The 24,912-nt window shown below is 67.9% G+C and carries 26 protein-coding genes; 18 read left to right on the top strand and 8 right to left on the bottom strand.

Annotation, left to right across the window (positions count from 1 at the left end):
* Positions 1 to 337 precede the first annotated feature (337 nt).
* Both CYFUS_RS25065 and CYFUS_RS25060 read left to right on the top strand, forming a co-directional pair.
* Positions 338 to 841 carry a hypothetical protein gene (locus CYFUS_RS25065; RefSeq protein ID WP_095987526.1) on the top strand — a complete coding sequence of 168 codons (504 nt, stop codon included), beginning with the start codon at positions 338 to 340 and terminating at the stop codon, positions 839 to 841.
* Between the two features lie 107 nt (positions 842 to 948).
* Positions 949 to 1,539: a Uma2 family endonuclease gene (locus tag CYFUS_RS25060; protein ID WP_095987525.1), complete on the top strand. Its 591-nt coding sequence runs from the start codon at positions 949 to 951 to the stop codon at positions 1,537 to 1,539.
* Positions 1,540 to 1,652: 113 nt separating this feature from the next.
* Here the strand turns inward: CYFUS_RS25060 and CYFUS_RS25055 are convergent, their stop codons facing one another.
* The 3 genes from CYFUS_RS25055 to CYFUS_RS25045 all read right to left on the bottom strand — a co-directional run bounded on the left by CYFUS_RS25055 (position 1,653) and on the right by CYFUS_RS25045 (position 3,871).
* Complete coding sequence (locus tag CYFUS_RS25055) at positions 1,653 to 2,381, bottom strand: hypothetical protein (protein ID WP_095987524.1); 729 nt, start codon at positions 2,379 to 2,381, stop codon at positions 1,653 to 1,655.
* 17 nt (positions 2,382 to 2,398) lie between these two features.
* The gene (locus tag CYFUS_RS25050; protein ID WP_157758636.1) at positions 2,399 to 3,583 is read right to left on the bottom strand and encodes a hypothetical protein; all 1,185 of its coding nucleotides are present in this window, start codon (positions 3,581 to 3,583) and stop codon (positions 2,399 to 2,401) included.
* An 87-nt stretch (positions 3,584 to 3,670) separates the two neighbouring features.
* The gene (locus CYFUS_RS25045) at positions 3,671 to 3,871 is read right to left on the bottom strand and encodes a hypothetical protein (protein WP_095987522.1); all 201 of its coding nucleotides are present in this window, start codon (positions 3,869 to 3,871) and stop codon (positions 3,671 to 3,673) included.
* Between the two features lie 228 nt (positions 3,872 to 4,099).
* On the opposite strand from CYFUS_RS25045, the gene CYFUS_RS25040 reads away from it, so the two are divergent.
* The 7 genes from CYFUS_RS25040 (at position 4,100) to CYFUS_RS25015 (ending at position 10,017) form a co-directional block, all read left to right on the top strand.
* Entirely contained in the window at positions 4,100 to 5,296 is a 1,197-nt protein-coding gene (locus tag CYFUS_RS25040; RefSeq protein WP_232537756.1) for a hypothetical protein, read from the top strand.
* Positions 5,297 to 5,375: 79 nt separating this feature from the next.
* Entirely contained in the window at positions 5,376 to 6,131 is a 756-nt protein-coding gene (locus CYFUS_RS25035; RefSeq protein WP_095987521.1) for an ABC transporter ATP-binding protein, read from the top strand.
* Entirely contained in the window at positions 6,124 to 6,843 is a 720-nt protein-coding gene (locus tag CYFUS_RS25030; protein WP_095987520.1) for an ABC transporter ATP-binding protein, read from the top strand. The genes CYFUS_RS25035 and CYFUS_RS25030 overlap by 8 nt, the downstream gene beginning before the upstream one ends.
* A 35-nt stretch (positions 6,844 to 6,878) precedes the next feature.
* The gene (locus CYFUS_RS50890; RefSeq protein WP_157758635.1) at positions 6,879 to 7,049 is read left to right on the top strand and encodes a hypothetical protein; all 171 of its coding nucleotides are present in this window, start codon (positions 6,879 to 6,881) and stop codon (positions 7,047 to 7,049) included.
* A complete protein-coding gene (locus CYFUS_RS25025) occupies positions 7,046 to 8,191 on the top strand; it encodes an ABC transporter substrate-binding protein (RefSeq protein ID WP_095987519.1) in 1,146 nt (381 codons plus the stop codon). The genes CYFUS_RS50890 and CYFUS_RS25025 overlap by 4 nt, the downstream gene beginning before the upstream one ends.
* Positions 8,192 to 8,203: 12 nt before the next feature.
* Entirely contained in the window at positions 8,204 to 9,091 is an 888-nt protein-coding gene (locus CYFUS_RS25020) for a branched-chain amino acid ABC transporter permease (RefSeq protein ID WP_095987518.1), read from the top strand.
* Positions 9,088 to 10,017: a branched-chain amino acid ABC transporter permease gene (locus CYFUS_RS25015; RefSeq protein ID WP_095987517.1), complete on the top strand. Its 930-nt coding sequence runs from the start codon at positions 9,088 to 9,090 to the stop codon at positions 10,015 to 10,017. The genes CYFUS_RS25020 and CYFUS_RS25015 overlap by 4 nt, the downstream gene beginning before the upstream one ends.
* Positions 10,018 to 10,096: 79 nt before the next feature.
* On the opposite strand, the gene CYFUS_RS25010 is transcribed toward CYFUS_RS25015, so the two are convergent.
* Together CYFUS_RS25010 and CYFUS_RS54010 are read right to left on the bottom strand one after the other, a co-directional pair.
* A complete protein-coding gene (locus CYFUS_RS25010; protein WP_095987516.1) occupies positions 10,097 to 10,699 on the bottom strand; it encodes a hypothetical protein in 603 nt (200 codons plus the stop codon).
* A gap of 272 nt (positions 10,700 to 10,971) precedes the next feature.
* The gene (locus tag CYFUS_RS54010; RefSeq protein ID WP_269770260.1) at positions 10,972 to 11,094 is read right to left on the bottom strand and encodes a hypothetical protein; all 123 of its coding nucleotides are present in this window, start codon (positions 11,092 to 11,094) and stop codon (positions 10,972 to 10,974) included.
* Between the two features lie 83 nt (positions 11,095 to 11,177).
* Between CYFUS_RS54010 and CYFUS_RS25005 the strand changes: the two genes are divergently transcribed.
* The gene (locus CYFUS_RS25005; protein ID WP_232537755.1) at positions 11,178 to 11,999 is read left to right on the top strand and encodes a phytanoyl-CoA dioxygenase family protein; all 822 of its coding nucleotides are present in this window, start codon (positions 11,178 to 11,180) and stop codon (positions 11,997 to 11,999) included.
* A 150-nt stretch (positions 12,000 to 12,149) separates the two neighbouring features.
* Here the strand turns inward: CYFUS_RS25005 and CYFUS_RS25000 are convergent, their stop codons facing one another.
* Together CYFUS_RS25000 and CYFUS_RS24995 are read right to left on the bottom strand one after the other, a co-directional pair.
* A complete protein-coding gene (locus CYFUS_RS25000; protein ID WP_095987515.1) occupies positions 12,150 to 13,334 on the bottom strand; it encodes an RCC1 domain-containing protein in 1,185 nt (394 codons plus the stop codon).
* A 402-nt stretch (positions 13,335 to 13,736) separates the two neighbouring features.
* Entirely contained in the window at positions 13,737 to 15,053 is a 1,317-nt protein-coding gene (locus CYFUS_RS24995; protein WP_095987514.1) for a hypothetical protein, read from the bottom strand.
* A gap of 257 nt (positions 15,054 to 15,310) precedes the next feature.
* Here CYFUS_RS24995 and CYFUS_RS24990 point away from each other — a divergent pair, with 257 nt between their 5' ends.
* From CYFUS_RS24990 to CYFUS_RS24960, 7 genes are all read left to right on the top strand, one after another.
* The gene (locus CYFUS_RS24990; protein WP_095992206.1) at positions 15,311 to 15,859 is read left to right on the top strand and encodes a TetR/AcrR family transcriptional regulator; all 549 of its coding nucleotides are present in this window, start codon (positions 15,311 to 15,313) and stop codon (positions 15,857 to 15,859) included.
* A gap of 76 nt (positions 15,860 to 15,935) precedes the next feature.
* Positions 15,936 to 16,667 (top strand): SDR family oxidoreductase, encoded by a 732-nt coding sequence (locus CYFUS_RS24985; RefSeq protein ID WP_095987513.1) that lies wholly within the window; start codon positions 15,936 to 15,938, stop codon positions 16,665 to 16,667.
* A gap of 44 nt (positions 16,668 to 16,711) precedes the next feature.
* Entirely contained in the window at positions 16,712 to 17,941 is a 1,230-nt protein-coding gene (locus CYFUS_RS24980) for an epoxide hydrolase family protein (RefSeq protein ID WP_095992205.1), read from the top strand.
* Between the two features lie 48 nt (positions 17,942 to 17,989).
* The gene (locus CYFUS_RS24975; protein WP_095987512.1) at positions 17,990 to 19,180 is read left to right on the top strand and encodes a sensor histidine kinase; all 1,191 of its coding nucleotides are present in this window, start codon (positions 17,990 to 17,992) and stop codon (positions 19,178 to 19,180) included.
* A 9-nt stretch (positions 19,181 to 19,189) separates the two neighbouring features.
* Entirely contained in the window at positions 19,190 to 20,575 is a 1,386-nt protein-coding gene (locus CYFUS_RS24970; RefSeq protein ID WP_198316763.1) for a sigma-54-dependent transcriptional regulator, read from the top strand.
* A 301-nt stretch (positions 20,576 to 20,876) separates the two neighbouring features.
* Positions 20,877 to 22,964 (top strand): hypothetical protein, encoded by a 2,088-nt coding sequence (locus tag CYFUS_RS50885; protein ID WP_157758634.1) that lies wholly within the window; start codon positions 20,877 to 20,879, stop codon positions 22,962 to 22,964.
* Positions 22,964 to 23,581: a DUF4390 domain-containing protein gene (locus tag CYFUS_RS24960; RefSeq protein ID WP_095987511.1), complete on the top strand. Its 618-nt coding sequence runs from the start codon at positions 22,964 to 22,966 to the stop codon at positions 23,579 to 23,581. The genes CYFUS_RS50885 and CYFUS_RS24960 overlap by 1 nt, the downstream gene beginning before the upstream one ends.
* Before the next feature lie 20 nt (positions 23,582 to 23,601).
* On the opposite strand, the gene CYFUS_RS24955 is transcribed toward CYFUS_RS24960, so the two are convergent.
* Positions 23,602 to 24,255, bottom strand: a complete 654-nt coding sequence (locus CYFUS_RS24955; protein WP_095987510.1) for a glutathione S-transferase family protein — start codon at positions 24,253 to 24,255, stop codon at positions 23,602 to 23,604.
* A 106-nt stretch (positions 24,256 to 24,361) separates the two neighbouring features.
* Between CYFUS_RS24955 and CYFUS_RS24950 the strand changes: the two genes are divergently transcribed.
* On the top strand, positions 24,362 to 24,883 hold the full coding sequence (locus CYFUS_RS24950) for a winged helix-turn-helix transcriptional regulator (RefSeq protein ID WP_095987509.1): 522 nt from the start codon (positions 24,362 to 24,364) through the stop codon (positions 24,881 to 24,883).
* Positions 24,884 to 24,912: the final 29 nt, after the last annotated feature.

Here is a 24,912-nt window from a genome sequence, read left to right as displayed (position 1 = left end):
CGCATGGCCATGGTTACGGCGAGAACAGCAAGGACCAGTGTGGTGATGCAGCCGATGGACGCCCAATGCGTGGGAACGGGCAAGCAACAAAAGGGCACCGCCCAGGCATCCCGCGACCCATGGACTTCTTCGCGGTGAGAGCGCGCGTTGCGGTGGAAGCAACAACACCAGACCCGCCGCTGCTCCCGTGGCAACAACCAGTGCATCCAAGAACAATCAGCAACCCGATTTCTCCCTGTGAAGACGGACAAACCGGTGTTTGGCATGGAGTCTGCATTACGACACTTCGCCCAGAACGAATCCGGGTGTAGCCCCCCCTTTTTTGGAGAACAGCCCCATGCAGATGTCCAAGCTGGTATTGAAGGCCGTGTCGGTGCTCGCGATCGTCATGCTCACGGCCTGCCCCAGGCCCACGGTTTCGGTGAAGGGCGAGTACTACGACGACACCGTGCGAGGCCGTGGCTATACGTTCTCGGGCGGTTTTACGTGGCAACTCCTGTCCACGAACGGCGGCGTCACCCTCAGCGAGGGCAGTTCCGAGATCGCCATTGTCCTCAAGGGCTCCAGCACCCGGCCCCCCAAGCTCAAGAGCAACGTGACCACCCTGACGGCCTTCTCATCCAAGGGCGAGGCGATTGCCCGCGCCCAGTTCCCGCTCGTCGAGACCGCGCCTGGCGTGTATGTGCTCGCGGACCCGAACAAGGTGGACTCCTGGACGTCTCAGTTCACCGACCTGGGCGGGTTGCAGCTGCTGGTCGACAGCACGGACCCCGGCGCCCCGTTCCAGTTCGCCGTGTACGGCGGTGGCGAGGAACTGGCCTACACGGTGGTGGGCAAGTAGTGCGAGCGCCGCGCCGCGTTCCATCTGTCGCTCGATCCTACCACCCATGTCACCCCCTCCGGTATGATGGGAGGAGTCTGGCGGGAGCGCCAGGGTGAGGAGCGGACATGGGTCGGGGAAGGCGTCCAGCCACCTACGAGGACATCGAGGCCCTTCCGCCCGGATGGGTGGGGGAAATCATCGACGACGAGCTGTGGGCCTTCCCCCGGCCGGCGAAGTGGCATGCCCGAGCGGCCACGGTGCTCGGGGCCCGGTTGGGTAATACCTTCGACCTCGGGCAGGGGGGACCCGGGGGATGGTGGCTCCTGCTCGAACCGGAATTGCACCTGGGCCGCCAGGTGCTGGTGCCGGATCTGGCGGGCTGGCGCCGGGAGCGGGTGCCCGGGCTGCTGGAGCGGGATGACCCCTTCTTCGACGTCGCGCCCGATTGGGTGTGCGAGGTGCTCTCCCCGTCCACGGCCGCGCTGGATCGGGGGCGCAAACCCGCCCTCTATCACCAGGAAGGCGTGAGCCACTCCTGGCTCGTGGACCCCCGCGCCCACTCCCTCGAGGTGTACCGCCGGGGAAGGAATGGCTGGACGCTGGCCGCTCGTCACACGGGGGACGAGACAATCCGCGCCGAGCCCTTCGACGCCGAGCCGCTGGAATTGGGGCTGCTCTGGGCTCCGAAATCCATTCCCCCGGCGCCCCGGCCCTGACCTCGAGCGTCTTCTCCCAAATCCTACCAGAGTTGCCTGGCCTCGCTGGCGAGGCTGCGCGCGCCCCCGGCGTGGAACTCGGAGGATTCTGACGGCAGGCCACATGCCAGGCGTCAAAAGTCCTCGCGGGCCTGAGCAAGGGTGTACTCCTTCTGCGCGGAAAAGAAGGACCCCGTTTTCTCCACGAGCCAGGCTTTAGCACCCTGGGGCAGGTAGAAGTCCTCCTGGAAGGGGGACAGCCCCAGGTGGAGCAGGTACTCCTCGAGTATGTCGAGGGTGAAGCGGTCCCTCACCTTGCGTGCCTGATAGCGCGCCAGCTTCTCGAACGGGAAGGGCTCTCCGGACTGGCCGAAGACCCAGCGGCCTCCATCGTTCATGGCGTAGAGGGTGCGGAGGTAGTTGAGCCAGTCCGTCTGCCGTGGGCCATACACCTCCAGCGCGACGACGCCATAACGCCCCTTGTCCTCGCGGAGGGTGTGGGGTACCGCGCCCACTCGCATGCCCCGGCAGCCCAAGACCTGGGCCAGGTAGGACATGGCGCTCACGGCATCGGTGCCCCGGTACCCATTGTCGACATATGCCGTCCAGGCACTGCGCGTCGGAATGAAGAGGTGCCGCTGCTTCTCCCCACCGGAGAGGGGTAGCAGGGCGGAGAGGACCTGCTCCAGCGAGCCATCCACTGGCCGAGCAGTCACGATGACGCCCTCGGACGCCCACAGCCCTCCCTGCCATGACGAGAGAGCACGGGCAGCCCGTTCCACATCGGTCTCCAGGAAGCCCATGTCCGAGGTGACCGGCGCCCAGCGGTCTCCCAGGAGTAGTCCGTTCAGGTCTTCGCTCATTCGATGGGCCTCATCCTTTAGGGAACAATCAGGAGAATGACCGCGGCGTCCTGATCATTGGAGGTGATGCGGGACTGATGACCGGGGCCACGACCCGACAGGGGTGTATCGTACTCCACGTGATAGTGGCGACCTCGATGGTCGAACTGCAAATCCGGCCGGTTGACTCCGACGCGCTGGCCATTATTGTACGTGATTTGTTGTTGATTGACCCGGATGTTCGTGGCGCCTATCTGTCGTAGGTATTGGATGTCCGCCTGGAGTTGCGCATTCTGGGTGGAACTGGAGCCAACAGGCCGCTGCAGCGGCTTGACCCCAGGCACTGTTGGCTTGACCGCAGCATCTCGAGGCAAGCGTAGACCAGGAGCCACCTGCGGTGTCGGATTGCCACCCGAAAGCGCCTGGACCAGGCCCGGTGATGGAGCGGGAGAACCCGGCATCGGAGCGGGCGCTGTTGGGGCGAGAACAGGGTCCGGAGCGGGTGGAGCGGCTTGTGGCGCGGGTGGGCGCGCTGCCGGGGGATGGGCGCCAGGAACCTCCTGCCTGGAAACCGGACGGGGCTGCGGCTCCGCGCCCACCTTCAGCACACGGGAGAAAACGCCCTGAAGGACCTTGGTGCCCGTCAGGGTCAACAACAGCACCTTCAGCTCGTGCTGGGTCGTCTGTGCCAGGTGCGTGCGCACCGCGAGCATCGTCCGAGCAATGCGCGGGGTGGTGGCTGGCGAGAAGAGGGTGGGCACGACGAGCGCGCCCCCCGCTCCCCGGTACCACGCATACCTCGGCTGTCCTGCCTCCGAGGCGCTGACCGCCAGATCCGCCAGGGCGGTGTCCCGGTCCGGGTAGATGGAGGCATGAAGCGGCTCGGCGCTCGTCACTCCCAGGTCGACCTGGGACTCCGGGATGAGGACGGGCAGCGGTAACCCCTCGCAGTAGAGGAGATAGCCACCCTCGGTGAGGCCAAAGCCCACAGCCGTGACTCGGAGATCGATGAAATCACGATGCTCGCGGGGGTCAGCGGTCCGCTCGGAGACCCGAGGCAGTTGGATGCCGCCGCGTCGCAGCGCCTCCGCCTGACGAGGCGTGGCCGCCTCGACGTCGATGTCGACGGTCCGAGAACTGCTCTGCCCGTACCACCGGGGAGCCGTGGAGGGAAACCGCGCAGCGCATCCCGTGAGGAGCAACAGGAGTGCAAGCCAGCTCAATTGATGAAGCCACCCGGTGGTGAGTCGCACCAGGGCAACGATGCCGGACAGGCGTGGAAGCCTGAAGGACGAGAGAAGTAGATAGCTTCACCGGCAACCCAGGCGCATGGCCACCGCGTAGGTGCCCAGGCCACGTGTCTCCTCCAACTCGCGCACACCGAGCGCCGCCACCCCGCGGGCCTCCGCAGCCTTCCCCTGGGCGAGCAGGATGTTGCTCTCGAGGAGCCAGGTGACCGCGCCGGAGATGTGACCCGGAACTCGCTCGCGAGGAGCAGCGCGGGGGTTCATGGAAACGTGGCGGAGGAATATCCGTTATAGCGGACGCATTGGCAACCGTGCTAGAAGTCCACCACCCGCCGGGACAGGCGCGCCTGTGGAACACTGGCGTCAGGGGAAAGGCATACAGGGGTTGAAGACTGTCTGCCCATCTGCATCCAGCATTCCCCCGGGCCTCGTGCCCATCATTCCCGTCTGGGCATACCTCGCGGTGTCCTGCACACGGACCAGGAGCTTGCATTGCCGCCTCTCATTCGTCGTCTCGTTTCGCCCGCCGTCGTTGCCGCGCTGGGGGGGATGCTGCATGGGGAGGCGCTTGCCCAGGAGGTGCCGGATCCAGATGGGTTCCGCGTGGGAGGCTCGTTGCGCTTCAGCTACTTCATCAAGGGGTGGGAGGGGCAGGAAGCCAACCGCCGGCGCCTGGGTGACGTGGTCTTCGACATGTTCCAGGTCACCGCCAACGGCCGTCTGTCCAAACTCCAGCTCTCGGCGGATTACCGTTTCTACGCGGGCTACTCGTTGCTGCACCACGGCTACCTCACCTACGCCTTCTCCGAGAAGACCCAGCTGCAGGCCGGAGTGCACCGCGCGCCCTTCGGTCTGCTGCCCTTCGCGTCGCACAACTGGTTCTTCGCCCTGCCCTACTACCTGGGCTTCGAGGACGACCATGACCTGGGGCTCAAGCTCCTCCACACCGACGGGCCCTGGAACCTGCAGTTCGCCTTCTACAAGAACGACGAGGGCAACTACTTCGGCCGCAGCACGGCCAGCACGCGCTACTCCTACGATGTCGTGCCGGTCCGCTCGGCCAACCCCACCGAGGCTTCCCTGGGCGTGGATCAGGCCAACTCGGAGACGAACCAGCTCAACGCCCGGGTGGCCTACCTCTTCACTCACGGGCAGTCCTCCACCACCGAGCTGGGCCTCTCCGCCCAGGCGGGCCAGTTGTACAACGCCGTCACCGGCCGCTCGGGTCTGCGTTGGGCCGCCGCCGCGCACCTGGAGGGCAACCATGGCCCCTGGAACGTGAAGCTCGAGGCGATTCACTATGTCTTCCGGCCCGCCAACCCCGAGGGCTCGGACAACGGCTTCGTGACGATGGGCGCCTACGACGCGCCCTACAAGGTGGCCAGCGCGGGCACGCTCGTGGCGGCGGGCGTGTCCTACGGACTGCCCATCAACTGGGGCATCCTCTCGCGCATCTTCTTCTACGACGACTTCAGCATGCTCAAGAAGGTGAAGGCCGGGTACGCCCCCGTGTACCAGAACACGGTCGGCGCACTCATCCACACGGGCCCCGTCTTCACATACATCGACCTGGCCACGGGCAAGAACCACCCCTGGCTCGGCACGAACTACAACGACGCGCTGGTGGAGGGCTCACCCACCGCCCCCTGGGAGACACGCTTCAACATCAACACGGGCTACTACTTCTGACCCGGCACGGGCCGCCGGGCCGCACGCCCTGCTTGCCTGGAGACGACATCCCCATTCATATTCCCGGCCGAGGGACGTCATGGCCGATGAGGTACTGCTCGAGACGCGGGGACTGACCAAGGAGTTCGCGGGCTTCGTCGCGGTCAAGGGCGTGGACCTGCGCGTGCGCCGGGGCACCATCCACGCGCTCATTGGCCCCAACGGAGCGGGCAAGACGACGTGCTTCAACCTGCTGACCCGCTTCCTGCCGTCCTCGCGGGGGAGCATCTTCTTCCAGGGCCGGGACATCACCCACGCCAGGCCCGCGGCCGTGGCCCGGCGGGGGCTCGTGCGCTCCTTCCAGATCTCCGCCACCTTCCCCCACCTGAGCGTGCTGGAGAACGTGCGCGTGGCGCTCCAGCGGCAGCGCGGCGCGTCATTCGACTTCTGGCGCTCGGAGCGGGTGCTGGGTGCCTACGACGCCCGCGCGCGCGAGCTGCTCGACGCGGTGGGCCTCGCGGGCCACGAGGACCTGCTCGCGGTGGAGCTGTCCTACGGGCGCAAGCGCGCGCTCGAGCTCGCCACCACCCTGGCGCTGGAGCCGGAGCTGCTGCTGCTCGACGAGCCCACCGCCGGCATGGGCCACGAGGACGTGGACCGCATCGCCTCGCTCATCCAGAAGGTCGCCGCCCAGCGCACGGTGCTGATGGTGGAGCACAACCTGGGCGTGGTGGCCCGCCTGTGTCACACCATCACCGTGCTCGCACGCGGGGAGGTGCTCGCCGAGGGCGACTACGCCACCGTGTCCCGCCACCCCGAGGTGGTGCGGGCCTACCTGGGGGCCGAGCATGTCTGAGGCCCCGTCCTCCGCGCCCCTGCTCACCGTCTCCGGGCTGAACGCCTGGTACGGCGAGTCGCACATCCTCCACGGCGTGGACCTGGAGCTGCGTCCGGGCCGGCTCGTCACGCTGCTCGGGCGCAACGGCGCGGGCAAGACGACCACGCTGCGCGCGCTGATGGGTATGGTGCCCCGGCGCGAGGGCTCGGTGCGGCTCGAGGGCCAGGAGACGATCCGGCTCGCCTCGCACCGCATCGCCCGGCTGGGCATGGCCCTGTGCCCCGAGGAGCGCGGCATCTTCGCGAGCCTCGACGTGGAGGAGAACCTGATGTTGCCGCCCGTGGTGCGCCCGGGCGGACTGTCCCGCGACGCCGTGCTCGCGCTCTTTCCCAACCTGCGCGAGCGGCTGCGCAGTCCGGGCACCCGGCTGTCCGGCGGCGAGCAGCAGATGCTCGCCCTGGGCCGCCTCCTGCGCACCGGGGCCCGGCTGCTCCTGCTCGACGAGCCCACCGAGGGCCTCGCCCCCGTCATCGTCCAGCAGATCGGCGACATCCTCCGCCGGCTCAAGCAGGAGGGCTTCACGATCCTGCTCGTCGAGCAGAACCTGCGCTTCGCCAGTGCCCTCGCGGACGAGCACTTCGTGATGGAGCACGGGCGCGTCATCGACCGCATCTCCGGCGCCGAGCTCGAGTCCAGCCGCGGCCGGCTCGAGAGCTACCTCGGGGCCTGAACCCCCCCGCCCTTTTCCCCGACCTGGAGCACCCGATGAGTCCCTTCCGCACCTCGAAGCTGGTGGCGCTCGCGAGCCTGCTGGCCGCCACGCTGTCCCCTCCCACCCTGGCCCAGCCCAAGCCGTCCGCCCCGGCCAAGACGCCCGCTCCGGCCCCGCTCCGGCCAAGGCGCCCACGCCCGCCCCCGCGCCCGGCGCGGGCATGACCGACAAGGTCATCAAGATTGGCGTGCTCAATGATCAGTCCGGCCTGTACGCGGACATGAGCGGCCAGAGCTCGGTGCTCGCCGCGCGGATGGCGGTGGAGGACTTTGGCGGCAAGGTGAACGGCACGCCGGTGGAAGTGGTCGCCGCGGACCACCAGAACAAGCCGGACATCGGCGCGAACCTCGCGCGCCAGTGGTTCGACGTGGACAAGGTGGACGTGATCGTCGACGTGCCCACGTCCTCGGTGGCGCTCGCCGTCAGCGAGATCGTCAAGGGCAAGAACAAGGTGCTGCTCGACTCCGGCGCGGGCACCGTGGAGCTGACGGGCAAGGCGTGCTCGCCCAACACCATCCACTGGACCTACGACACCTACGCGCTGGCGCACGGCACCGGCAGCGCCGTGGTGGCCAGCGGCGGCGACACCTGGTTCTTCCTCACGGTGGACTACACCTTCGGCCAGTCGCTGGAGAAGGACGTGTCGGACGTGGTCAAGGCGAGCGGCGGCAAGGTGCTCGGCTCGGTGCGCCACCCGCTCAACACCGCGGACTTCTCCTCCTTCCTGCTCCAGGCGCAGTCCAGCGGGGCGAAGGTGATCGGCCTCGCCAACGCGGGTGGGGACACCATCAACGCCATCAAGGCGGCGCGCGAGTTCGGCATCACCGAGGGCGGACAGAAGCTCGCGGGGCTCCTGGTGTTCATCTCCGACGTGCACGCGCTCGGGCTGGCCACCGCCCAGGGGCTGCGGCTGACGAGTCCCTTCTACTGGGACACGAACGAGCAGACGCGCGCCTTCTCCAAGCGCTTCGCCGAGCGTAACGGGGGCCGGGTGCCCGACATGGGGCACGCGGGCGTCTACGCGTCCGTGCTGCACTACCTCAAGGCGGTGCAGGCGCTCGGCGCGGACGGGGATGGCCGGGCGGTGGTGGCGCGGATGAAGGAGCTGCCCACCGAGGATCCGCTGTTCGGCAAGGGCAGCATCCGCGCGGATGGCCGCAAGCTGCACCCCATGTCCCTCTACGAGGTGAAGGCGCCCGGCGAGTCCAAGAAGCCCTGGGACTACTACAAGCTGGTGCGCACGATCCCCGCGGAGCAGGCCTTCAAGCCGCTCGCCCAGAGCGAGTGCCCGCTGGTGAAGAAGTAGCGAGCGCGCGCCATGTCCACCGTCTTCGGCGTCCCCGTGCAGGCGCTGCTCGGCCAGCTCCTGGTGGGGCTCATCAACGGCTCGTTCTACGCGCTGCTCAGCCTGGGGCTGGCCATCATCTTCGGCCTGCTCCAGGTGGTGAACTTCGCCCACGGCGCGTTCTACACCCTGGGCGCGTTCGCGGCCTGGTTCCTGCTCACCCTCGCGGGGGTGGGCTACCTGGGCGCGCTGGTGCTCGCGCCGCTCGCGGTGGGGCTCGTCGGGGCGCTGGTGGAGCGCACGATGCTCAAGCGCCTGGGCGGGATGGATCCCATCTACGGGCTGCTGCTCACCTTCGGGCTCGCGCTGATGATCCAGGGGCTGCTGCAGAACCAGTACGGCAGCTCGGGCCAGCCCTACGAGATGCCCGCGTGGCTCAGCGGCGGCTATGCGCTCGGCTTCATGTTCCTGCCGCGCTACCGCGCCTGGGTGGTGGGCTTCTCGGTGGTGGTGTGCGGGGCGACCTGGTTCGTCATCGAGCGCACCCGGCTGGGCGCCACCCTGCGCGCGGCCACCGAGAACCCGGCGCTGGTGCAGGCCTTCGGCATCAACGTGCCCCGGCTGGTGACGCTCACCTACGGGGTGGGCGTGGCGCTCGCCGCGCTCGCGGGAGTGCTCGCCGCGCCCATCTACCGCGTCAGCCCGCTGATGGGCGCGGACCTCATCATCGTGGTCTTCGCGGTGGTGGTGATCGGCGGCATGGGCTCCATCCTCGGCTCCATCCTCACCGGCTTCGCCCTCGGGCTCATCGAGGGCCTCACCAAGGTCTACTACCCCGAGGCTTCGAGCACGGTCATCTTCGCCGTCATGGCGCTCGTGCTGCTCGTCAAGCCCTCGGGGCTCTTCGGGAGGACGGCATGAGGCGGCCGCCGCGCTGGGTGCCCGTGGTGGGGATGGTGGCCGTGCTCGGGCTCGCGCCCCTCACCGGCGTCTACCCGGTGTTCCTGATGAAGGCGCTGTGCTTCGCGCTGTTCGCGTGCGCGTTCAACCTGCTGCTTGGCTACGCGGGGCTCTTGTCCTTCGGACACGCGCTCTTCTTCGGCGCCGCGGGCTATGCCACGGCGCACGCGGCCAAGGTGTGGGGGTGGCCGCCCGAGGGCGCCGTCCTCTTCGGCACCGGGGTGGCGGCGGGGTACGGGCTCGCGGTGGGCGCGCTCGCCATCCGGCGTCAGGGCATCTACTTCGCCATGGTCACCCTGGCGCTCGCCCAGATGGCCTACTTCTACTACCTGAAGGCCCCCTTCACCGGAGGCGAGGACGGCATCCAGGCGGTGCCACGCGGCCAGCTGTTCGGGGTGGTGGACCTGGAGGCGATGCTGCCGCTGTACTACACCGTGCTCGCCGTCTTCCTGGGGGGCTACCTGCTCATCCAGCGCGTGGTGCACTCGCCCTTCGGCCAGGTGCTCCAGGCGGTGCGCGAGAACGAGCCGCGCGCGGTGTCGCTCGGCTACGAGCCGGACCACTACAAGCTGCTCGCCTTCGTGCTCTCGGCGGCGCTCGCGGGCCTCGCGGGCGGCATGAAGGCGCTGGTGTTCCAGCTCGCCTCGCTCACGGACGTGCACTGGCACACCTCGGGCGCGGTCATCCTGATGACGCTCCTGGGCGGCCTCGGCACGCTGCTCGGTCCGGTGGTGGGCGCCTTCCTGGTGGTGGCGCTGGAGCACTCCCTCGCCCAGCTGGGCTCGTGGGTGCTGGTGGCCGAGGGCACCCTGTTCGTGCTCTGCGTGCTCACCTTCCGCCGGGGCCTCGTGGGCGAGCTGGGCCGCCTGTTCCGGCGTCCCGGGTAGCGAGACTCGACCCTGCCGGCACCTCCTCCCCGAACATGAGCCTGATCCGGGGGGTGGATGGCGCGCTCGCCATCGCCGCTCAGCGCGTCCAGTAAATGGACGAGGTCCGGTCGTTCATCGCATCGCCGATGTAGGGGCAGGCGGTACCGCAGTTCACGACCGACCCTAAGTAGTTGACGTGCTCATAGTGGTACGAGTTGTTGCAGCCTGCGAACGCCAGGGCCGAGGAGATGATGTCATTCCAGCCCGAGGGCATGGATGAAACGAACATATTGCTCTGGGCGCAGGTGGACGCGTTGTAGAAGATCAGCGAAGCGCCACCGTAGTTGGAGTGCTGGTATTCAACGGCAATGACATTCTGCGTGGGGGTCGCGTCCGTCTCCAGTAGTTCCGGTGTGAGCTGGTCCGGAGTCACGGTGGGTGGCAGTTGGACGGCCCCATTGGTGGCGAAGGCAATCGCCTCGGCAAACGAGGCAAAGCAGTCCTGCTTCGCCGGCGGCAGATCACTGGGAGGCGCCTCTTCCGGTTTGAAAGCCACGGCCTCCATGACGCAGTGCTGCGCCTGGGCGGGCGCGGCATCTTCGAAGCCTGGCTCCTGCTCTTCCGCTACCTCGAGGCCGCCGCAGCCACCCAGCACCAGAGCCAGACCTGTAAGCATCCCTTTCAACAGTGAACTCCTCATGACGTGTCCTCCTCCCGATGTGAGCAGGTTCTCGGGCTCACGACGAAAGCTTGGAGTTTGGTTGAGCTGTCCTCAACCCGCCCGCCGGGGCCAGGAGGGTGAGGTCTAGCGAGCCGTCGCGGCAGCGCGCCTGGTGTCAGGCGGCGAGCACGGCCTGCTCGCGCTCGGGAGGGAGGCCCGCGCGAGTCTTCAGCTGAGCGGTCGGCCAAGGGGGCATTGCGCCAGGAGAATCGGACTGGGTAGAAAGCCCGCCCCATGTCCTCGCTTTCGTGTCACCGCCATCCGCTCATCTCCGCCACCCGCGCCTGTGGCGAGTGCTTCCAGCCCATCTGCGCCGGATGCTCGGTCTTCGCGAGCTCCTCGAGCGGGTGTCCCACCTGGAGGCCGCGGGACATTGCGTCCCGGAGGCCGCTCCGGCACGGTCCACCTCTGGCAGGTCCAGCAAGCGCTGACGCCGACACCTGTAAGGAGAAGCCGCATGAGCAATAGCGACTCCATGCCTCCCAATCAGAACGCGCATGTGCTGAACGATGTGCAAGTCCAGCGGTTCATGGAGGAGGGCTTCGTCAGGATCGACGAGGCCTTTCCCCGGCAACTGGCCGATGCGGCCCGTGCCATCTTGTGGCGGGACACGGGATGCCATCCAGAGGATCCGTCCACCTGGACCAGGCCGGTCATCCGGCTGAACCAGTATGGACAGGCGCCGTTCGTCCAGGCCGCCAATACGCCCATCCTGCATCAGGCCTTCGACCAGTTGGTCGGACCGGGACGGTGGGCGCCACTCGGTACGCTCGGCACCTTCCCCATCCGCTTCCCCTCCTCCGAGGACCCCGGAGATGCCGGCTGGCACATCGATGTCAGCTTTGGGACCGAGGATCCCGACTTCATGTCCTGGCGCGCGAACGTCACGTCCAGAGGACGGGCGCTGCTGATGCTCTTCCTGTTCTCCGATGTCGGAGAGAAGGATGCGCCCACGCGGATCCGGGTCGGCTCCCATTTGGAGATGGCCCGCAGGTTGGCGCCAGCAGGAGAAGCCGGTCTGACCCTCCGTGAACTGGCCGCCAACGGCTTCGCCGAAACGAAGGCCCTGCCGGAAGTGCTCGCAACGGGAGAGGCGGGAACCGTCTATCTTTGCCATCCCTTCCTCGTTCATTCGGCTCAGCCCCATCACGGGACGCGACCGCGGTTCCTCGCACAGCCGCCGCTGCTTCCCACGCAGCCGCTGCGGCTCGAGCGGCCGGACGCCGCCTATTCGCCCGTCGAACGGGCAATCCGCAACGCCCTACGAATGACCACCTGAGCATGTGCCACCCGGCTGGCTCGTACTCCCCGGGTAGTGAATGCCTCCACATAAAACACCCCCCAGGTGCTCACCACCAAGCACCTGGGGCCAAAAGCAGAAAGGGCTCCATCAACGAGCGTGCGAGGTAACACCCCCCCGGCACTGCATTCAATACAGCAAGGAGCGAATAGCGGTGGTTGAGTACCCGGGGACTCCTCCATCCCCCAGTTGGCCTTGGGAGTTGTCGCCCCAGACCCACGCGGTGCCGTCCGAGCCCACCGCCAGCGAATGGTGGTAACCCGCGGCCACGGCCACCACCCCGCTCACCCCCTGCACCTGCGCCGGCACCCAGCGCCCGCTCGTGGTGCCATCCCCCAACTGGCCGTAGTAGTTGGCGCCCCAGGCCCACACGGTGCCGTCCGAGCCCACCGCCAGCGAATGGTTCAAGCCCGCGGCCACGGCCACCACCCCGCTCACCCCCTGCACCTGCGCCGGCACCCAGTGGTCGCTCGTGGTGCCATCCCCCAGCTGGCCAGCGGCGTTGGAGCCCCAGGCCCACACGGTGCCGTCATGACGCACCGCCAACGAATACATGGGGCCCGCGGCCACGGCCACCACCCCGCTCACCCCCTGCACCTGCACCGGCACCCAGCGCGCGCTCGTGGTGCCATCCCCCAGCTGGCCAGCGGCGTTGGAGCCCCAGGCCCACACGGTGCCGTCATAACGCACCGCCAGCGAATGGTTGTAGTTCGCGGCCACGGCCACCACCCCGCTCAACCCCTGCACCTGCACCGGCACCCAGCGATCGCTCGTGGTGCCATCCCCTAGCTGGCCGGCGGCGTTGTAGCCCCAGGCCCACACGGTGCCGTCATAACGCACCGCCAACGAATGGTAGGAACCCGCGGCCACGGCCACTGCCCCGCTCAACTCCTGCACCTGCACCGGCACCGAGCGGTTGCTCCAAGTGCCATCCCCCAGCGCGCCGTAGGAGTTGTAGCCCCAGGCCCACACGGTGCCGTCATGACGCACCGCCAGCGAATGCATTTCGCCCGCGGCCACGGCGACCGCTCCGCTCAGCCACTGCACCGGCACCGAGCGGTTGCCCATGGTGCCGTCTCCCGACTGTCCGGCGTAGTTGGCGCCCGCGGCCCAGACGGTGCCATCTGGGCGCAATGCCAGGGAATGAGTTTCGCTAGCCGAGAGACGGGCTCGCGACGGCGAGGCCCACAGAGGAGCGCCGAGCTGCGCTTGTTCCCCCGACTCGACCGTGGGCTGACCACAACCCACCCCCGTCAGCACTCCGAGCCAGACTCCCAGCAGTCTGGACATCCATCTTCCTGTATTGCCTTGCATTGCATGACTCCTGGTCAAAGGGGATGAGGCCATGCACCTTCGCGATGGAGGGACGGCCCATCCATCTGGTAACTCAATCTTTCACCAAAATAAAGAGAGGAACCCAAAGAACTCGACGTTGGTGCGTCCACGAAGAGCGCTCGGACGGTCTTCATGGTGCCTCATTCGGAAGCCGCACATCGAGCCTCCTCCAGTCTATATGCCTATCTTCATGAGGACATGTGCCAGAAGTCACGGTCCCAATGCGGTGTCTGGCTCACCCAGGCGTCACGCATCGCGGGCTGCGCAGTCGCCACAGCTCCGTGCCGTGCCACGGCTCGGTGGCCTGGAAGAAGGCTGAGATCGTGCTTGAACGCGACCTGGCGTGAACAGGAGAAGCGGCGGCGAGCGTGGCGCCCGAGATCAGGACTTGAGCTTCTTCATCGGGGAGCCCAGCGGGGTGCCGGACGAAAGTTCATCCGTCGAGCGGTGCTCGTCCCCGAAGGCGTCGTCCGAATGGAAGCTCCGCTTTCCCAGGAGCGGCGTTTCGGTCGGCATGATCATCAGGGCCCGGGAGAGACGCCGCTCGGCTCGTTGCTGTTTGAACGCCTGCACCTGGGGGGCGTTCTTCATGCGATTGAAGGCCAGCCGATCCTTGCGTCGCAGGACCTCGATGATGATGCCGTTGTGATCGCTGTAGGCGTACGCCTTGCCCTGGAGCCTGGTGAACTTGTCGGTCAGGCCATGGAAGGCGAACACCGGATTCCAGTCCTTGTCGTCCGGGTCACAGCCGACCACCTGGCCCTTCTGGATGACGGCGGCCGTGTGGCGGGTGCATGCGATATCAAAATGGGTGTCAAACCCACTGTTGGTCCCCGAGAGACTGAACGTCCGATGGCCGCCAAATCCGACAACCTCTTGCAGCCCCTCGTGGATGCTGGTCGTCCAGTCCTGGCCCCCGAACTTGTTCTTCATGTATGACTTGACGAAGTCATCGCTCGGTTGATTGGTGTCACCCACCAGAAGATCGAGTTCCGAGCCGCCCGTCGTGCGCAGGATGTTGTTCTTGATGTAGTTGGCCGCCGCGTCCCGGTCGCCGCAGATGCTATTGGGCGTATGGACGAAAGCCATCAACCAGCCCATCAACTCCAGCATCATGCACACGGCGTTCTCGTCCTTGTTGGTTCCGGACGCGGACGGGGCGTGGTGATGGATCTTGATGTCCAGGGGATCGATGATGCTGTACGTGTTCTTCAGGACGGTGAACCGGTGGCGCGCATCGCCGGTGGGGTCCACGCCATGGATCACCTCATAACCGGCGATGGTCTCCCCTTGCAGATCACTCCCATGGATTTCTCCCAGCACGATGATCTCGGGCGGGCGAACGCCGACCCCAGCTCGCGCCCGCGCCCGGTTCATCGTGCTCTTCTTGATGGTGTCGATGACGCCCGCCAGGAAGGTGAGGAATTCCTTGCGGTCCTGGGTATTCTTGAAACGATTCGACAACGCCTTGGATTCGGTGTCGTCGGCGAAGGTGATCGTCCTGTCCTCTTCCAGTTCCTTTCCCAGGGTGCGATCGAAGACGGGATGGGGATAGGTCACCACCCGGTTGGCATCCATCGGGTACATCTTGTGGGCATTGGCCTGGGTTCGTTTCTTGAACGAGTTGCCACTCAATGCAGTGCCCGCCGTGTCGGCCTTGGTACCCGTGGACTCCAGGGATTGATAGACAATGAGCACGAGGTACCCTCCCGGGACACGATGACGCCCTCCAGGAGAATAGTTCTCCAGCGAGGGGGCATACAAGCGCCCGATCCGGGCCCTCCCCCTCCCCTTTGGCCCGGAATTCGCGCGGAAAACCGCGCACGCGACCCCGGCGCGCGGGGTGCACCCCAGCTGGAGCAGGGAGGCCGAGAAACGGGTTGTTGACAGAACGGTCCATAACCCCTATATCCACGGTCATGGTCAGGCCACGGGAATTCGATAGGGACGTCGCCTTGGAGAAGGCCATCGACGTATTCTGGTCGAAGGGCTTCGCGGCGACCTCGACCGACGATCTGCTGAACGCGATGGGGATCGGTCGACAGAGCCTCTACAACGCCTTCGGTGACAAGCGTCAGCTCTACCTCGAGGCGCTGCGCACCTATCAGCGCAACACGACGAGCGGGCATCTCGCGCGGTTGACGTCCCCGACGTCGCCGCTTGACGGCATCCTGGACCTTCTGGTCGGGCTGGTGTCGGAGGACGACGCGCGGCGCAGACTCGGTTGCATGGGCGTCGGGTCGGTGGGCGAGTTCGGGACGACGGACCCCGAGCTCGTCGAAATGCGGGAAAAGATCTCCCCCGTGTTGCACGCGCGTCTGGTGGGACGGATACGCGAAGGCCAGGCGAAGGGTGAAATAGACAGTAGCCTGGAGCCCGCGGAGGCGGCCGCCTTCATCCAGATGACGATGACGGGCCTGCAGGTGGCGGCCCGAGGTGGGGCTGGGGCCGAGGACCTCCACGGCCTGGCACGTTTCACAGTGGATCGCCTCCGGGCGAAGTAGAGACCTGGCTTCGCCAGGAGATGCCGGATTTCGGCTGGCTAGTTATGGACTGTTCTGTCAACAAAGGAGAATGGCGATGAGTGAAGCTTCGGGCAAAGTTGCGCTGGTCTTCGGTGGCTCGCGCGGAATCGGTGCTGCGACCGTCTCGCGACTCGCGAAGGACGGCCATGCGGTGGCGTTCACCTACGTGTCGCGCGAGGACAAGGCGAACGAACTGGTGAGCGCAATCACCGCTGAGGGCGGCGACGCCCTGGCGATCAAGGCGGACAGCGCAGACGCGAGCCAGCTCCGTGCGGCAGTGGCGAAGGCCGTCGACCGGTATGGTCGAATCGACGTCGTTGTCGTCAATGCCGGCATCCTCCGCATGGCGACGATCGACGCGGTCGCGCTCGAGGAGCTGGACCTGATGCTCAACGTGAACGTGCGCGGCGTCTATCTCGCGATCCAAGCGACCGTCCCCCATCTGAAGGATGGCGGTCGAGTGATCACCCTCGGCAGCAACGTGGCGATCCGCACCGGCAGCCCCGGCTCGAGCGTCTATCAGCTCACCAAGGCGGCGGTTGCGGCGATGGTGAAGGGCATCGCCCTCGACCTCGCCCCGCGCGGCATTACCGTCAACAACGTCCAGCCGGGACCGACCGACACCGACATGAACGCGGGCGCCATCGAGATGCTGTCGAAAATGAGTCCGCTCAAGCGCGTCGCGCACCAGGACGAGATCGCCGGGCTGATCGCATACATCGCCCGTGACGAGGCTGGCTACATGACCGGTGCCAGCCTGACGATCGATGGCGGTTTGACGCTCTGAGCGTGCCGAGTGAGACCAACGGAACCCGAATTCGGAGAATGGTCATGCGTTCGCTAGAAGACTTTCGCTTCCAGATCGATGTTGGTGACGATGTTCTGTCCGACTTGCGGCAGCGTCTCTCGAATACGAGATTCGCGCCCGATCTTGACAATGACGACATGAAGTATGGTCTCAGCACGGCCTATCTGAAACCCTTCATCGAGCATTGGCGCGATCGCTTCGACTGGCGCACGGCCGAGGCGGCGATGAACGGATTCAATCAGTATCGCATCGAGATTGACGGAACGCCGGTGCACTTCATCTACGAGAAGGGGCGAGGGCCGTCGCCGACGCCGATCCTGCTCCTGCATGGCTGGCCATGGACGTTCTGGATGTGGCGGGATGTCATCAGGCCGCTGTCCGATCCAGCATCGTTCGGTGGAGATCCGCGCAATTCCTTCGACGTCATTGTTCCATCGCTGCCTGGCTTCGGCTTCTCGGCACCGGTAGGTCGTGGCGATCTCAACCACTGGAAGATGGCTGACCTCTTCCACACGCTCATGACCAGGTACCTCGGCTACGAGAGATATGCGGCGAGCGGCGGCGACTATGGCGCGCTGATTTCAAGTCAGCTTGGCCACAAATACGCATCGTCGCTCTTTGGGATTCACCTTGGCCACGATCTGATCCCGGCCTATTCCATGGACGACGAGCGTCCTTGGGATCTCACTGGGGGGCAGATGATCCCCTCGGGCACGCCCGAGGCGCTTCGGCAAGCCATTCTCCGATTCCAGGACACTCTTGTTTCGCACGTCGCCGTGCACATGCTCGACGGCCAGACCATCACGCACGGCCTCAATGATTCTCCGGCGGGCCTGCTCGCCTGGCTTCTCAAGCGGTGGCACAGCTGGAGTGACCATCACGTCGACCTCGAGGATCGCTTTTCGAAGGATGAGGTGCTCACCCACGCGACGATTTACTGGGTGACGCAGACGATCGGGTCATCGATCCGGGCGTACAAGAATGCCAATCTCTATAAATGGAAGCCATCGCACGATCGCCGACCGCAGATCGAGACGCCCGCGGGCTTCACGTTCCTGCTGAGTGAGAGTTACCCTCCAGGAGCGACGAAGGAGAACCGCGTCGAGATGTTCCGTTCGGGTCCCACCAGCCACTGGTTCAACCCGGTGAACATCAAGGTCCACGAGCGTGGCGGTCACTTCGGCCCCTGGGAGAATCCGGGAGCATACATCGCGGATATTCGAGAGACCTTCTCCATCATCCGGGGGCGGTAGGGCGCGTCGTGGAGTGGACGCACTCCGTCAAGCCAGCTACAGGGCCGTATGGCGATTCAAGTCCAGGACCCGGCGCCCCCTCCCGCCCGCTTCCGCCGCCAGCTGCTCACCGTCATGCTCCTCACGGGCCTGGTGCCGCTCGTGGCACTCGGTGTCCTCATGTGGCAGGGGCTCGAGGTGCTGCTGTCCATCTCGCTGGCCCCCGTGGAGCAGGTGCTCGAGGCGTTCTCCACGGGAGCCACGCCCGCCGAGCAGTCCCAGGCCGCGCTCGACGAGGCCCGGCTCAACCTCGCCCAGGCGGAACTGGCCCGGCGCTCCCTGGTGCGCTGGACGCCCCGGCTGTTCGGCGTCCTGCTGCTCGTCTCGGCCGCCGCCCTCACCGGGGCCGCCGTGCTCCTCGGCCGGGCCCTCACCCGTCCCGTCTCCATCCTCACCCAGGGCATGTGGGCCTATTCCCGAGGAGACCTCTCGCGCCAGTTGCCCGCTCCCGACGTGGCTCGCGATGAGCTCCAGTTCCTCCTCGTCCAGTTCAACCGCATGGGCCAGGAGCTCGCCGCCCAGCGCGAGCGGCTCAAGTCCTCCGAGCGGATCGCCGCCTGGCAGGACGTGGCGCGCGCGCTCGCCCACGAGCTGCGCAACCCCCTCACCGCCATGCGGCTCGCCCTGGCCCGGCTGTCGCGAGCGGACGCGCCCCCCGACGCCACGCGTCTCGCCGAGGCCGTCGCGCTGCTGGACGAGGAGTTGGAGCTGCTCTCGCGGATGACCCGGAGCTTCTCCGACTTCGCCCGCCTTCCCGCGCCGCGCTTCCAGCCCGTCGCCCTGCGGCCCCTGCTCGCCGAGGTGTGCGCCCTCTACGCGCCCACCTCGCCCGTCGCCGTGGAGCTGCTCGCGGGCCCCGAGCCCCACCTGTCCGCCGATCCCGACGGGCTGCGCCGCCTCTTCGGCAACCTCCTCAAGAACGCCCTCGAGGCGTCCTCCCCCGGGGCCGCGCCCGTGCGGTTGTCCATCGAGACCCAGCCCTCACGCCTGCGGGTGCTCCTCCGGGATGGGGGCGCGGGCATCACCCGGGTGGTCGAGGGGGACGCCCTCACCCGGGGCCTCTTCAGCACCAAGCCCGAGGGCAGCGGCCTGGGGTTGCCCATCGCCCAGAAGATCGCCCACGAGCACGGGGGCTCCCTGCGTCTGGAGCCCCTGCCCGAGGGCGGCACGCTCGCGCTCGTGGAACTGCCCCTGGGGTAGAGTGGTGCCGTGCCTTCCCTTCCGTCCCTGCCACGCCCCGCGGTGCCCGGCCCGCGCATCCTCCTGGTGGATGACGACCCGGGCGTCCTCAAGGGACTGCGCGGCCTGCTCTCCGACGAGGGCTTCTCGCCCGTGGAGGCGCGTTCGGCCGCCGACGCCGCGCGCCTGCTGGACGCCCCCGGCCCCCCGCCGGCGTTGATGCTGCTGGATTTGCGCATGCCCGGGGAGACGGGACTGGAGCTGCTCGCGCGCCTGCCCCGGCCGCTGCCCCTGCCCGTGGTGGTGCTCTCGGGCGAGGCGTCTCCCGGGGAGGCCGTCCAGGCCCTGAAGCTGGGCGCCACCGACTTCGTGGAGAAGCCGCCCTCGCCCGAGCGGCTGCTCACGGCGCTGCGCAACGCGCTCGCCCTGGGCGAGCTGCGCGAGGAGCAGCAGCGTCTGCGCGAGGAGCTGGCCCGGCCCGGCCACCTCGTGGGGGACAGCCCGGCCATGGAGGCGCTGCGCCAGCTCATCGCCCGCGTGGGCCCGAGCGACACCGCCATCCTCATCACCGGAGAGACGGGCACGGGCAAGGAGCGCGTGGCGCGGGCGCTCCACCTGGCCTCGGGGCGCAAGGGCCGGCTCGTCGCGGTCAATTGCGCCGCCATCCCCTCCACCCTGTTGGAGAGCGAGCTGTTCGGCCACGAGCGCGGGGCGTTCTCGGGCGCCACCTCGCGCCGGCTCGGCCGCATCGAGCAGGCCCACGGGGGCACGCTCTTCCTGGACGAGCTGGGCGACATGCCCCTGGAGCTCCAGGCCAAGCTGCTGCGCGTGCTGGAGACGAAGGAAGTGGAGCGGCTGGGCGGCAGCCTCCCCATCGAGGTGAACGTGCGCGTCCTCGCCGCCACGCACCGGGACCTGGCCCAGGCGGTGCGCGAGGGGCGTTTCCGGCAAGACCTCTACTTCCGGCTCAACGTGTTGCCGCTGGTCCTGCCGCCCCTGCGCGAGCGGCCCGAGGACATCCTCCAGTTGGCGCGGGCCTTCGCGGCGGAGTTCGCCGGGCCCCGCACGCCCCTGGAGCTGGCCCCCGGCGCCGAGGAGGCCCTGCGTGCCTGGTCCTGGCCCGGCAACGTGCGCGAGCTGCGCAACTTCATCGAGCGGCAGAACCTGCTGCGAGGCGATGGCCCCCTCGTGCTCCGGCCCGAGCAACTCGCGGGCCCCACGCCCCTGGCGGACAGGAGCGGGCGGCTGGTGCCCGGCGAGAAGAGCTACCGCGAGCACGTGGACGGCTTCGAGCGCGCGCTCATCCAGGCCGCGCTGGACGAGGGCGGCAGCATCGCCGCGGCCGCGCGCCTGCTGCGCATGGACCGGGGCAACCTCTACCGCCGCGCCAAGGCGCTCGGTCTCTCCACGCAGTGATCCGGGACGTCGGGATGTCATCCGCACATCCGCCCGGGCACATCGACGATGTGGAATCCACATCCTCCTCGCGCGGCGGGAGCCCTGGTTTCGCGGGGTTGCGCGCTCCCTCGCGTTGGAATGCCTCCTGCTCAGTCCTGTCCTCATGACCCGAACCGCGTATCGCCTCCTCCTCCTCACGCTGCTTCCCTCGGGGGCCCTGGCCCAGGACAACGCCGAGTCTTCCGCGCCCCCCGTCCCCCTTCCACCGCTCCAGGCCCCACCCTCCGCCGGGTCATCCCCCGCTGGGGAGGACTCCAAGGTGCTCGCCACGCCACGCTCGAGCATCCTCGGCGAGGAGCACGCGCTGGCGGCCGTGGAGTTCCAGGGGCTGCGGCACCTCACGGAGCCCCAGGTGCGCGAACTGGCGCATGTTCCCCTCCAGGGCTCGTTGTCCTCGGTCCAGGCGGGCGCCCTGGTCCGGCGGCTCGCGCGCACGGGACTGTTCTCGAAGGTGGATTCCACGGTGAGGCTCGCGCAGGGCTCGGCTCCGGTGTTGGTGGTGAGCCTCGAGGAGCAGCCCTTCATCACGAGCGTCGTCATCGAGGGGGTGAACGAGGGGGAACTCGAGGACCTGGAGGATGAACTCTTCCAGCAGCCTCGCCAGGGCTCGGACGACGAGGACGATGAGGACGAAGACGAGGACAAGGACGAAGACGAGGACGACCCGGTCGACGTGCGCATCGGGTTCGGGCCTGACCGGCCGTGGGCTTCGTCCTCGGAGGGCCAGTTCCATCCGGGGTTCGCGTGGAGGGGATTGTCGGCGGGATTGAAGCGGGTGGTGAAGCGGCTCCGGGACCGGGGCGATGTCCTCGCGAGCCTCGACGCCACACTCTCGCCGGACGGCCAGTTGGTGCTCCGGGTGGACACGGGGTTCGTGGATGCGGTGGAGGTGGAGGGTGTGGACGAGGACGTGGCGGCGCGAGTCCGCGAGGCGCTGGGCATCCAGCCCGGGGATCCCCTGCTGCGCAGCGATCTCAAACGCGCCGAGGTCCGGCTCGAGGAGCGACTGCCCTTCCTGTCCCTGGAGGAGGTGAAGGCCTTTCCGCGGACGTCGGTCCGCTTCGTGGAGGAGCGCCAGGCGGATGGCACGCGTCACTACCGCCCCGGGGAGGGGTCGCGGCCCTCGCGGATGAAGACGTCGGGGGCCCGCTCCCGGCGGAGGCGGGACGAAGCCCCGAACTTCGCGCGTCGGAGCAACCGCGTGCTGGTGCGAATGCACCCGCGGGGCCAGGAACTCTCCTTGAGGCCGGCGCTCCTGCACACCCCGGTCACGGGCCTTGCGCCCGCGCTGTGGGGCTCGCTGAAGCTGTGGGACGCACGGGATCGGGTCCATCCCACCCTGGAGGCGGCCCTGGCGTTGCCCCTGCGGTTGGGCAACCAGCGCGTCCCCGGAGATCCGGAGCAGACGGCGCGCCAGCGCGAGATGTCCTGGCTGGTGGGAGCGAAGTTGGAGGTGCCGGCGCTGGGGCTGGCGGAGATCGGCCTCCAGGTGCACGACTTCACGGACAGCGCCGATCGCTGGCGCATCGGACTGATCGACTCGTCCCTCTACTCCGCCCTCCTCAACCGTCCGGACGCGGAGTACTTCCGGCGCCGGGGCTACACGGGCCTGGCCACCTGGCGACTGGGGCGGCGTTGGCTGTTCGGCGCGGAGTACCGCCGGGACACGTACTCCTCGCAGCAGAGCCTCTCCCCTCCCCTCCGCCTGCTCTGGCCGCATGGCGTGACGCCCTTCGTCAATTCCGCGGTGGACGAGGGCCAGATGGCCTCGGTGGTGGGCCGCGTGGAGTACGCGAGCGACGCGGATCGCGTCCGCGACGTGGGCTCGCTCTTCCGGGCTCCGGAGCTCTCCCTGCTCGGGCACGCGGGGGGTTGGGCGGAGCGCTCGGCGTCACGCCACGTGCTGACGGTGGAGGTGGGCAAGCCCGAGCTGGGGGGAGACGCCCGGTTCGACTTCTGGCGGGTGGTGAGTGACAACGTGTTGTACGTGATGACGGGACACCACGAGGGGCTGCGGCTGCGCCTGCGCGGCGCGGGAGGAGAGAACCTGCCCCGGCAGAAGGAGGAGGGGCTGGGCGGCTGGAGCGCGCTGCGCGGCTATGACTTCAAGGAGTTCCGGGGAGACGTCTCGCTGCTGGCGAGCGGCGAGTACCGGTTCGGCTTCGTGGGGGCCTTCGCGGACGTGGGGAGTGTGTACCGGAAGCAGGAGGGCTGGATGAAGGCCCGCCTGGGCGTGGGCGCGCAGGTGTACTTCGGGGACTGGGTGCACCTGGCGGCGGCGTGGCGCACGGACGCGCGGGCCACGGCCATTCCCGACGTGCGGCTGCTCTTCTCACGGCCCTTCTGATGAACACGAGGGGCTCGAGAAAGAACACCGTCGGTAAGGGGCTCTTCGGGGTGGGGCTGGCGGTGGTGGGACTGCTCGCCACGAGCGCGGGAGCGGAGGAGGCCCCGCGGGTGGACTGCGTGGCGACGCGGGCCGGGCGGCGCGTGGTGGCCCGGTCCGAGGCGCTCGGGCTGGTAGCGCCCGAGTTGGAGCGGCTGATGCGGCTGGGACTGGCGGGGCGGTTGGAGGTGGAGCTGACGCTGCTGCGCCACCGGCCGTGGTGGTTCGCCGAGCGGGTGGAGACGGCGCGGCTGACCCTGGTGCTGGCGTACTCGGCGCGAGAGCAGCACTGGGCGTTGGATGGGCGGGCCCTGGCCGGGGGACCGGGCGTGTTGGAGCTGGAGCGGGTGGCGTGGACGCTCACCGAGGAGCCCGCGGGCGAGTCTCCGTGGTCGGTGGAGGTCTCGGTGCGGCTCCAGGTCGTGACACCGGCGAGCCTGGGCCGCATGGCGCGCTGGCTCACCCAGGGAGAGCAGACGGAAGAGGAGCGCTCGGCGCTGACGCGCGGCCTGCTGCTCTCCCTGGCGGAGGATCTCACCCGGGGGGCCCAGGGACGGTGCACCGTCACCGTGCCCTGACGCCTCCTCGGCCCGCCGTATCAGTCGCGGTCCGGCGCGCCGAGCGGGAAGTTGGGGCGGTAGGGTCGTGCTTCATCCACGGCGCGCGCGAACGACGGCCGGGCCAGCAGTCGCTGGCGATACGCGCGCACGTGGGCGAAGCGTGCATCGATCGCATGCGTCCAGTCCGCGTAGAACAAGAAGGGCGCGGCGGCGCAGTCCGCGAGGGTGAAGTCCCCGCCCGCCGCCCATTCCCGGTTCACCATCACTCCGTCCAGCCAGCCGTAGGCCGTCTCGAGCAGCGCCCGTGCCTCCGCCACCCCCTGGGGGTCGCGCTTGTCCTCGGGCCGGAGTTGGTTGAACACGATCTTCTGCTGCGGCGTGGACACGTAGTTGTCGAAGAAGCGATCCAGGGCCCGGACCTCCAGCGCGGCCCGTGGATCCTCGGGAATCAGCCGCACCGGGCCCGGGTGGTGGAGTTGCAGGTGCTCGATGATGATGCTCGCCTCCGCCACCGTACGGCCCTCGTCCACCAACACCGGGAAGCGCTTGAGCGGCCAGCGCTCCGCCAACTCCTCCATCGCTCCGGGCTCGTCGACCCGGCGCCACTCGAACGGGAGGGCGTTCTCGTAGAGAGCGATCAGTACCTTCTGGCAGTAGGACGAGAACGGGTGTGCGTAGAGCTTCAGGGTCATCGAGGGTTCCTCCGGCCGGGCCACTTCGACTGCTTTCACTTCGCAAGCGGTTGCGTTCTAGGGGAAACCGCTCCTATTTTGCAAGCAGTCCTCGGGAGTCCATTCCATGGAAGGCGCGCGCCGCTCGGGCTGCCCCATCAATCTGACGCTGGAAGTGCTTGGAGATCGCTGGAGCCTGATCGTCATCCGCGACGTCATGTTCGGCAACCGGCGGCATTTCCGGGAGCTGCTCAACCAGTCCGAGGAGGGCATCGCCTCCAACATCCTGGCCGCGCGCCTCAAGCATCTGCTCGAGGAGGGTCTGCTGTCCAAGCGCGATGACCCCACCCACCGGCAGAAGGCCATCTACAGCCTCACCGAGCCCTCCATCCAGCTCGTGCCGTTGCTCGCCCAGATGGGGGCCTGGGGGCTGCGCCATACTCCCGTCACCGAGGAGCTGGCGATCCGCGCGCGGCTGTTGGCGGAAGGCGGCCCGCCCCTGTGGGAGGCCTTCATGGCGGAACTCCGGGCCCTGCACCTCGACGCGCCCGCGCCCGCACGGTCGGTGATCGCGGAACTCCAAGCCGCGTTCGAGAAGATCCGCGCCCGGAAGACCGGGGCACGCCCGGGCAGGAGCCGCGAGCGGTAATGTATGTCACGTGGCAGTTTCAGGGGGAA

Source organism: Cystobacter fuscus (genome assembly GCF_002305875.1).
In the GTDB taxonomy this organism is placed as follows: Bacteria; Myxococcota; Myxococcia; order Myxococcales; family Myxococcaceae; genus Cystobacter; species Cystobacter fuscus_A.
This window is presented reverse-complemented; position numbering and strand designations above follow the sequence as displayed.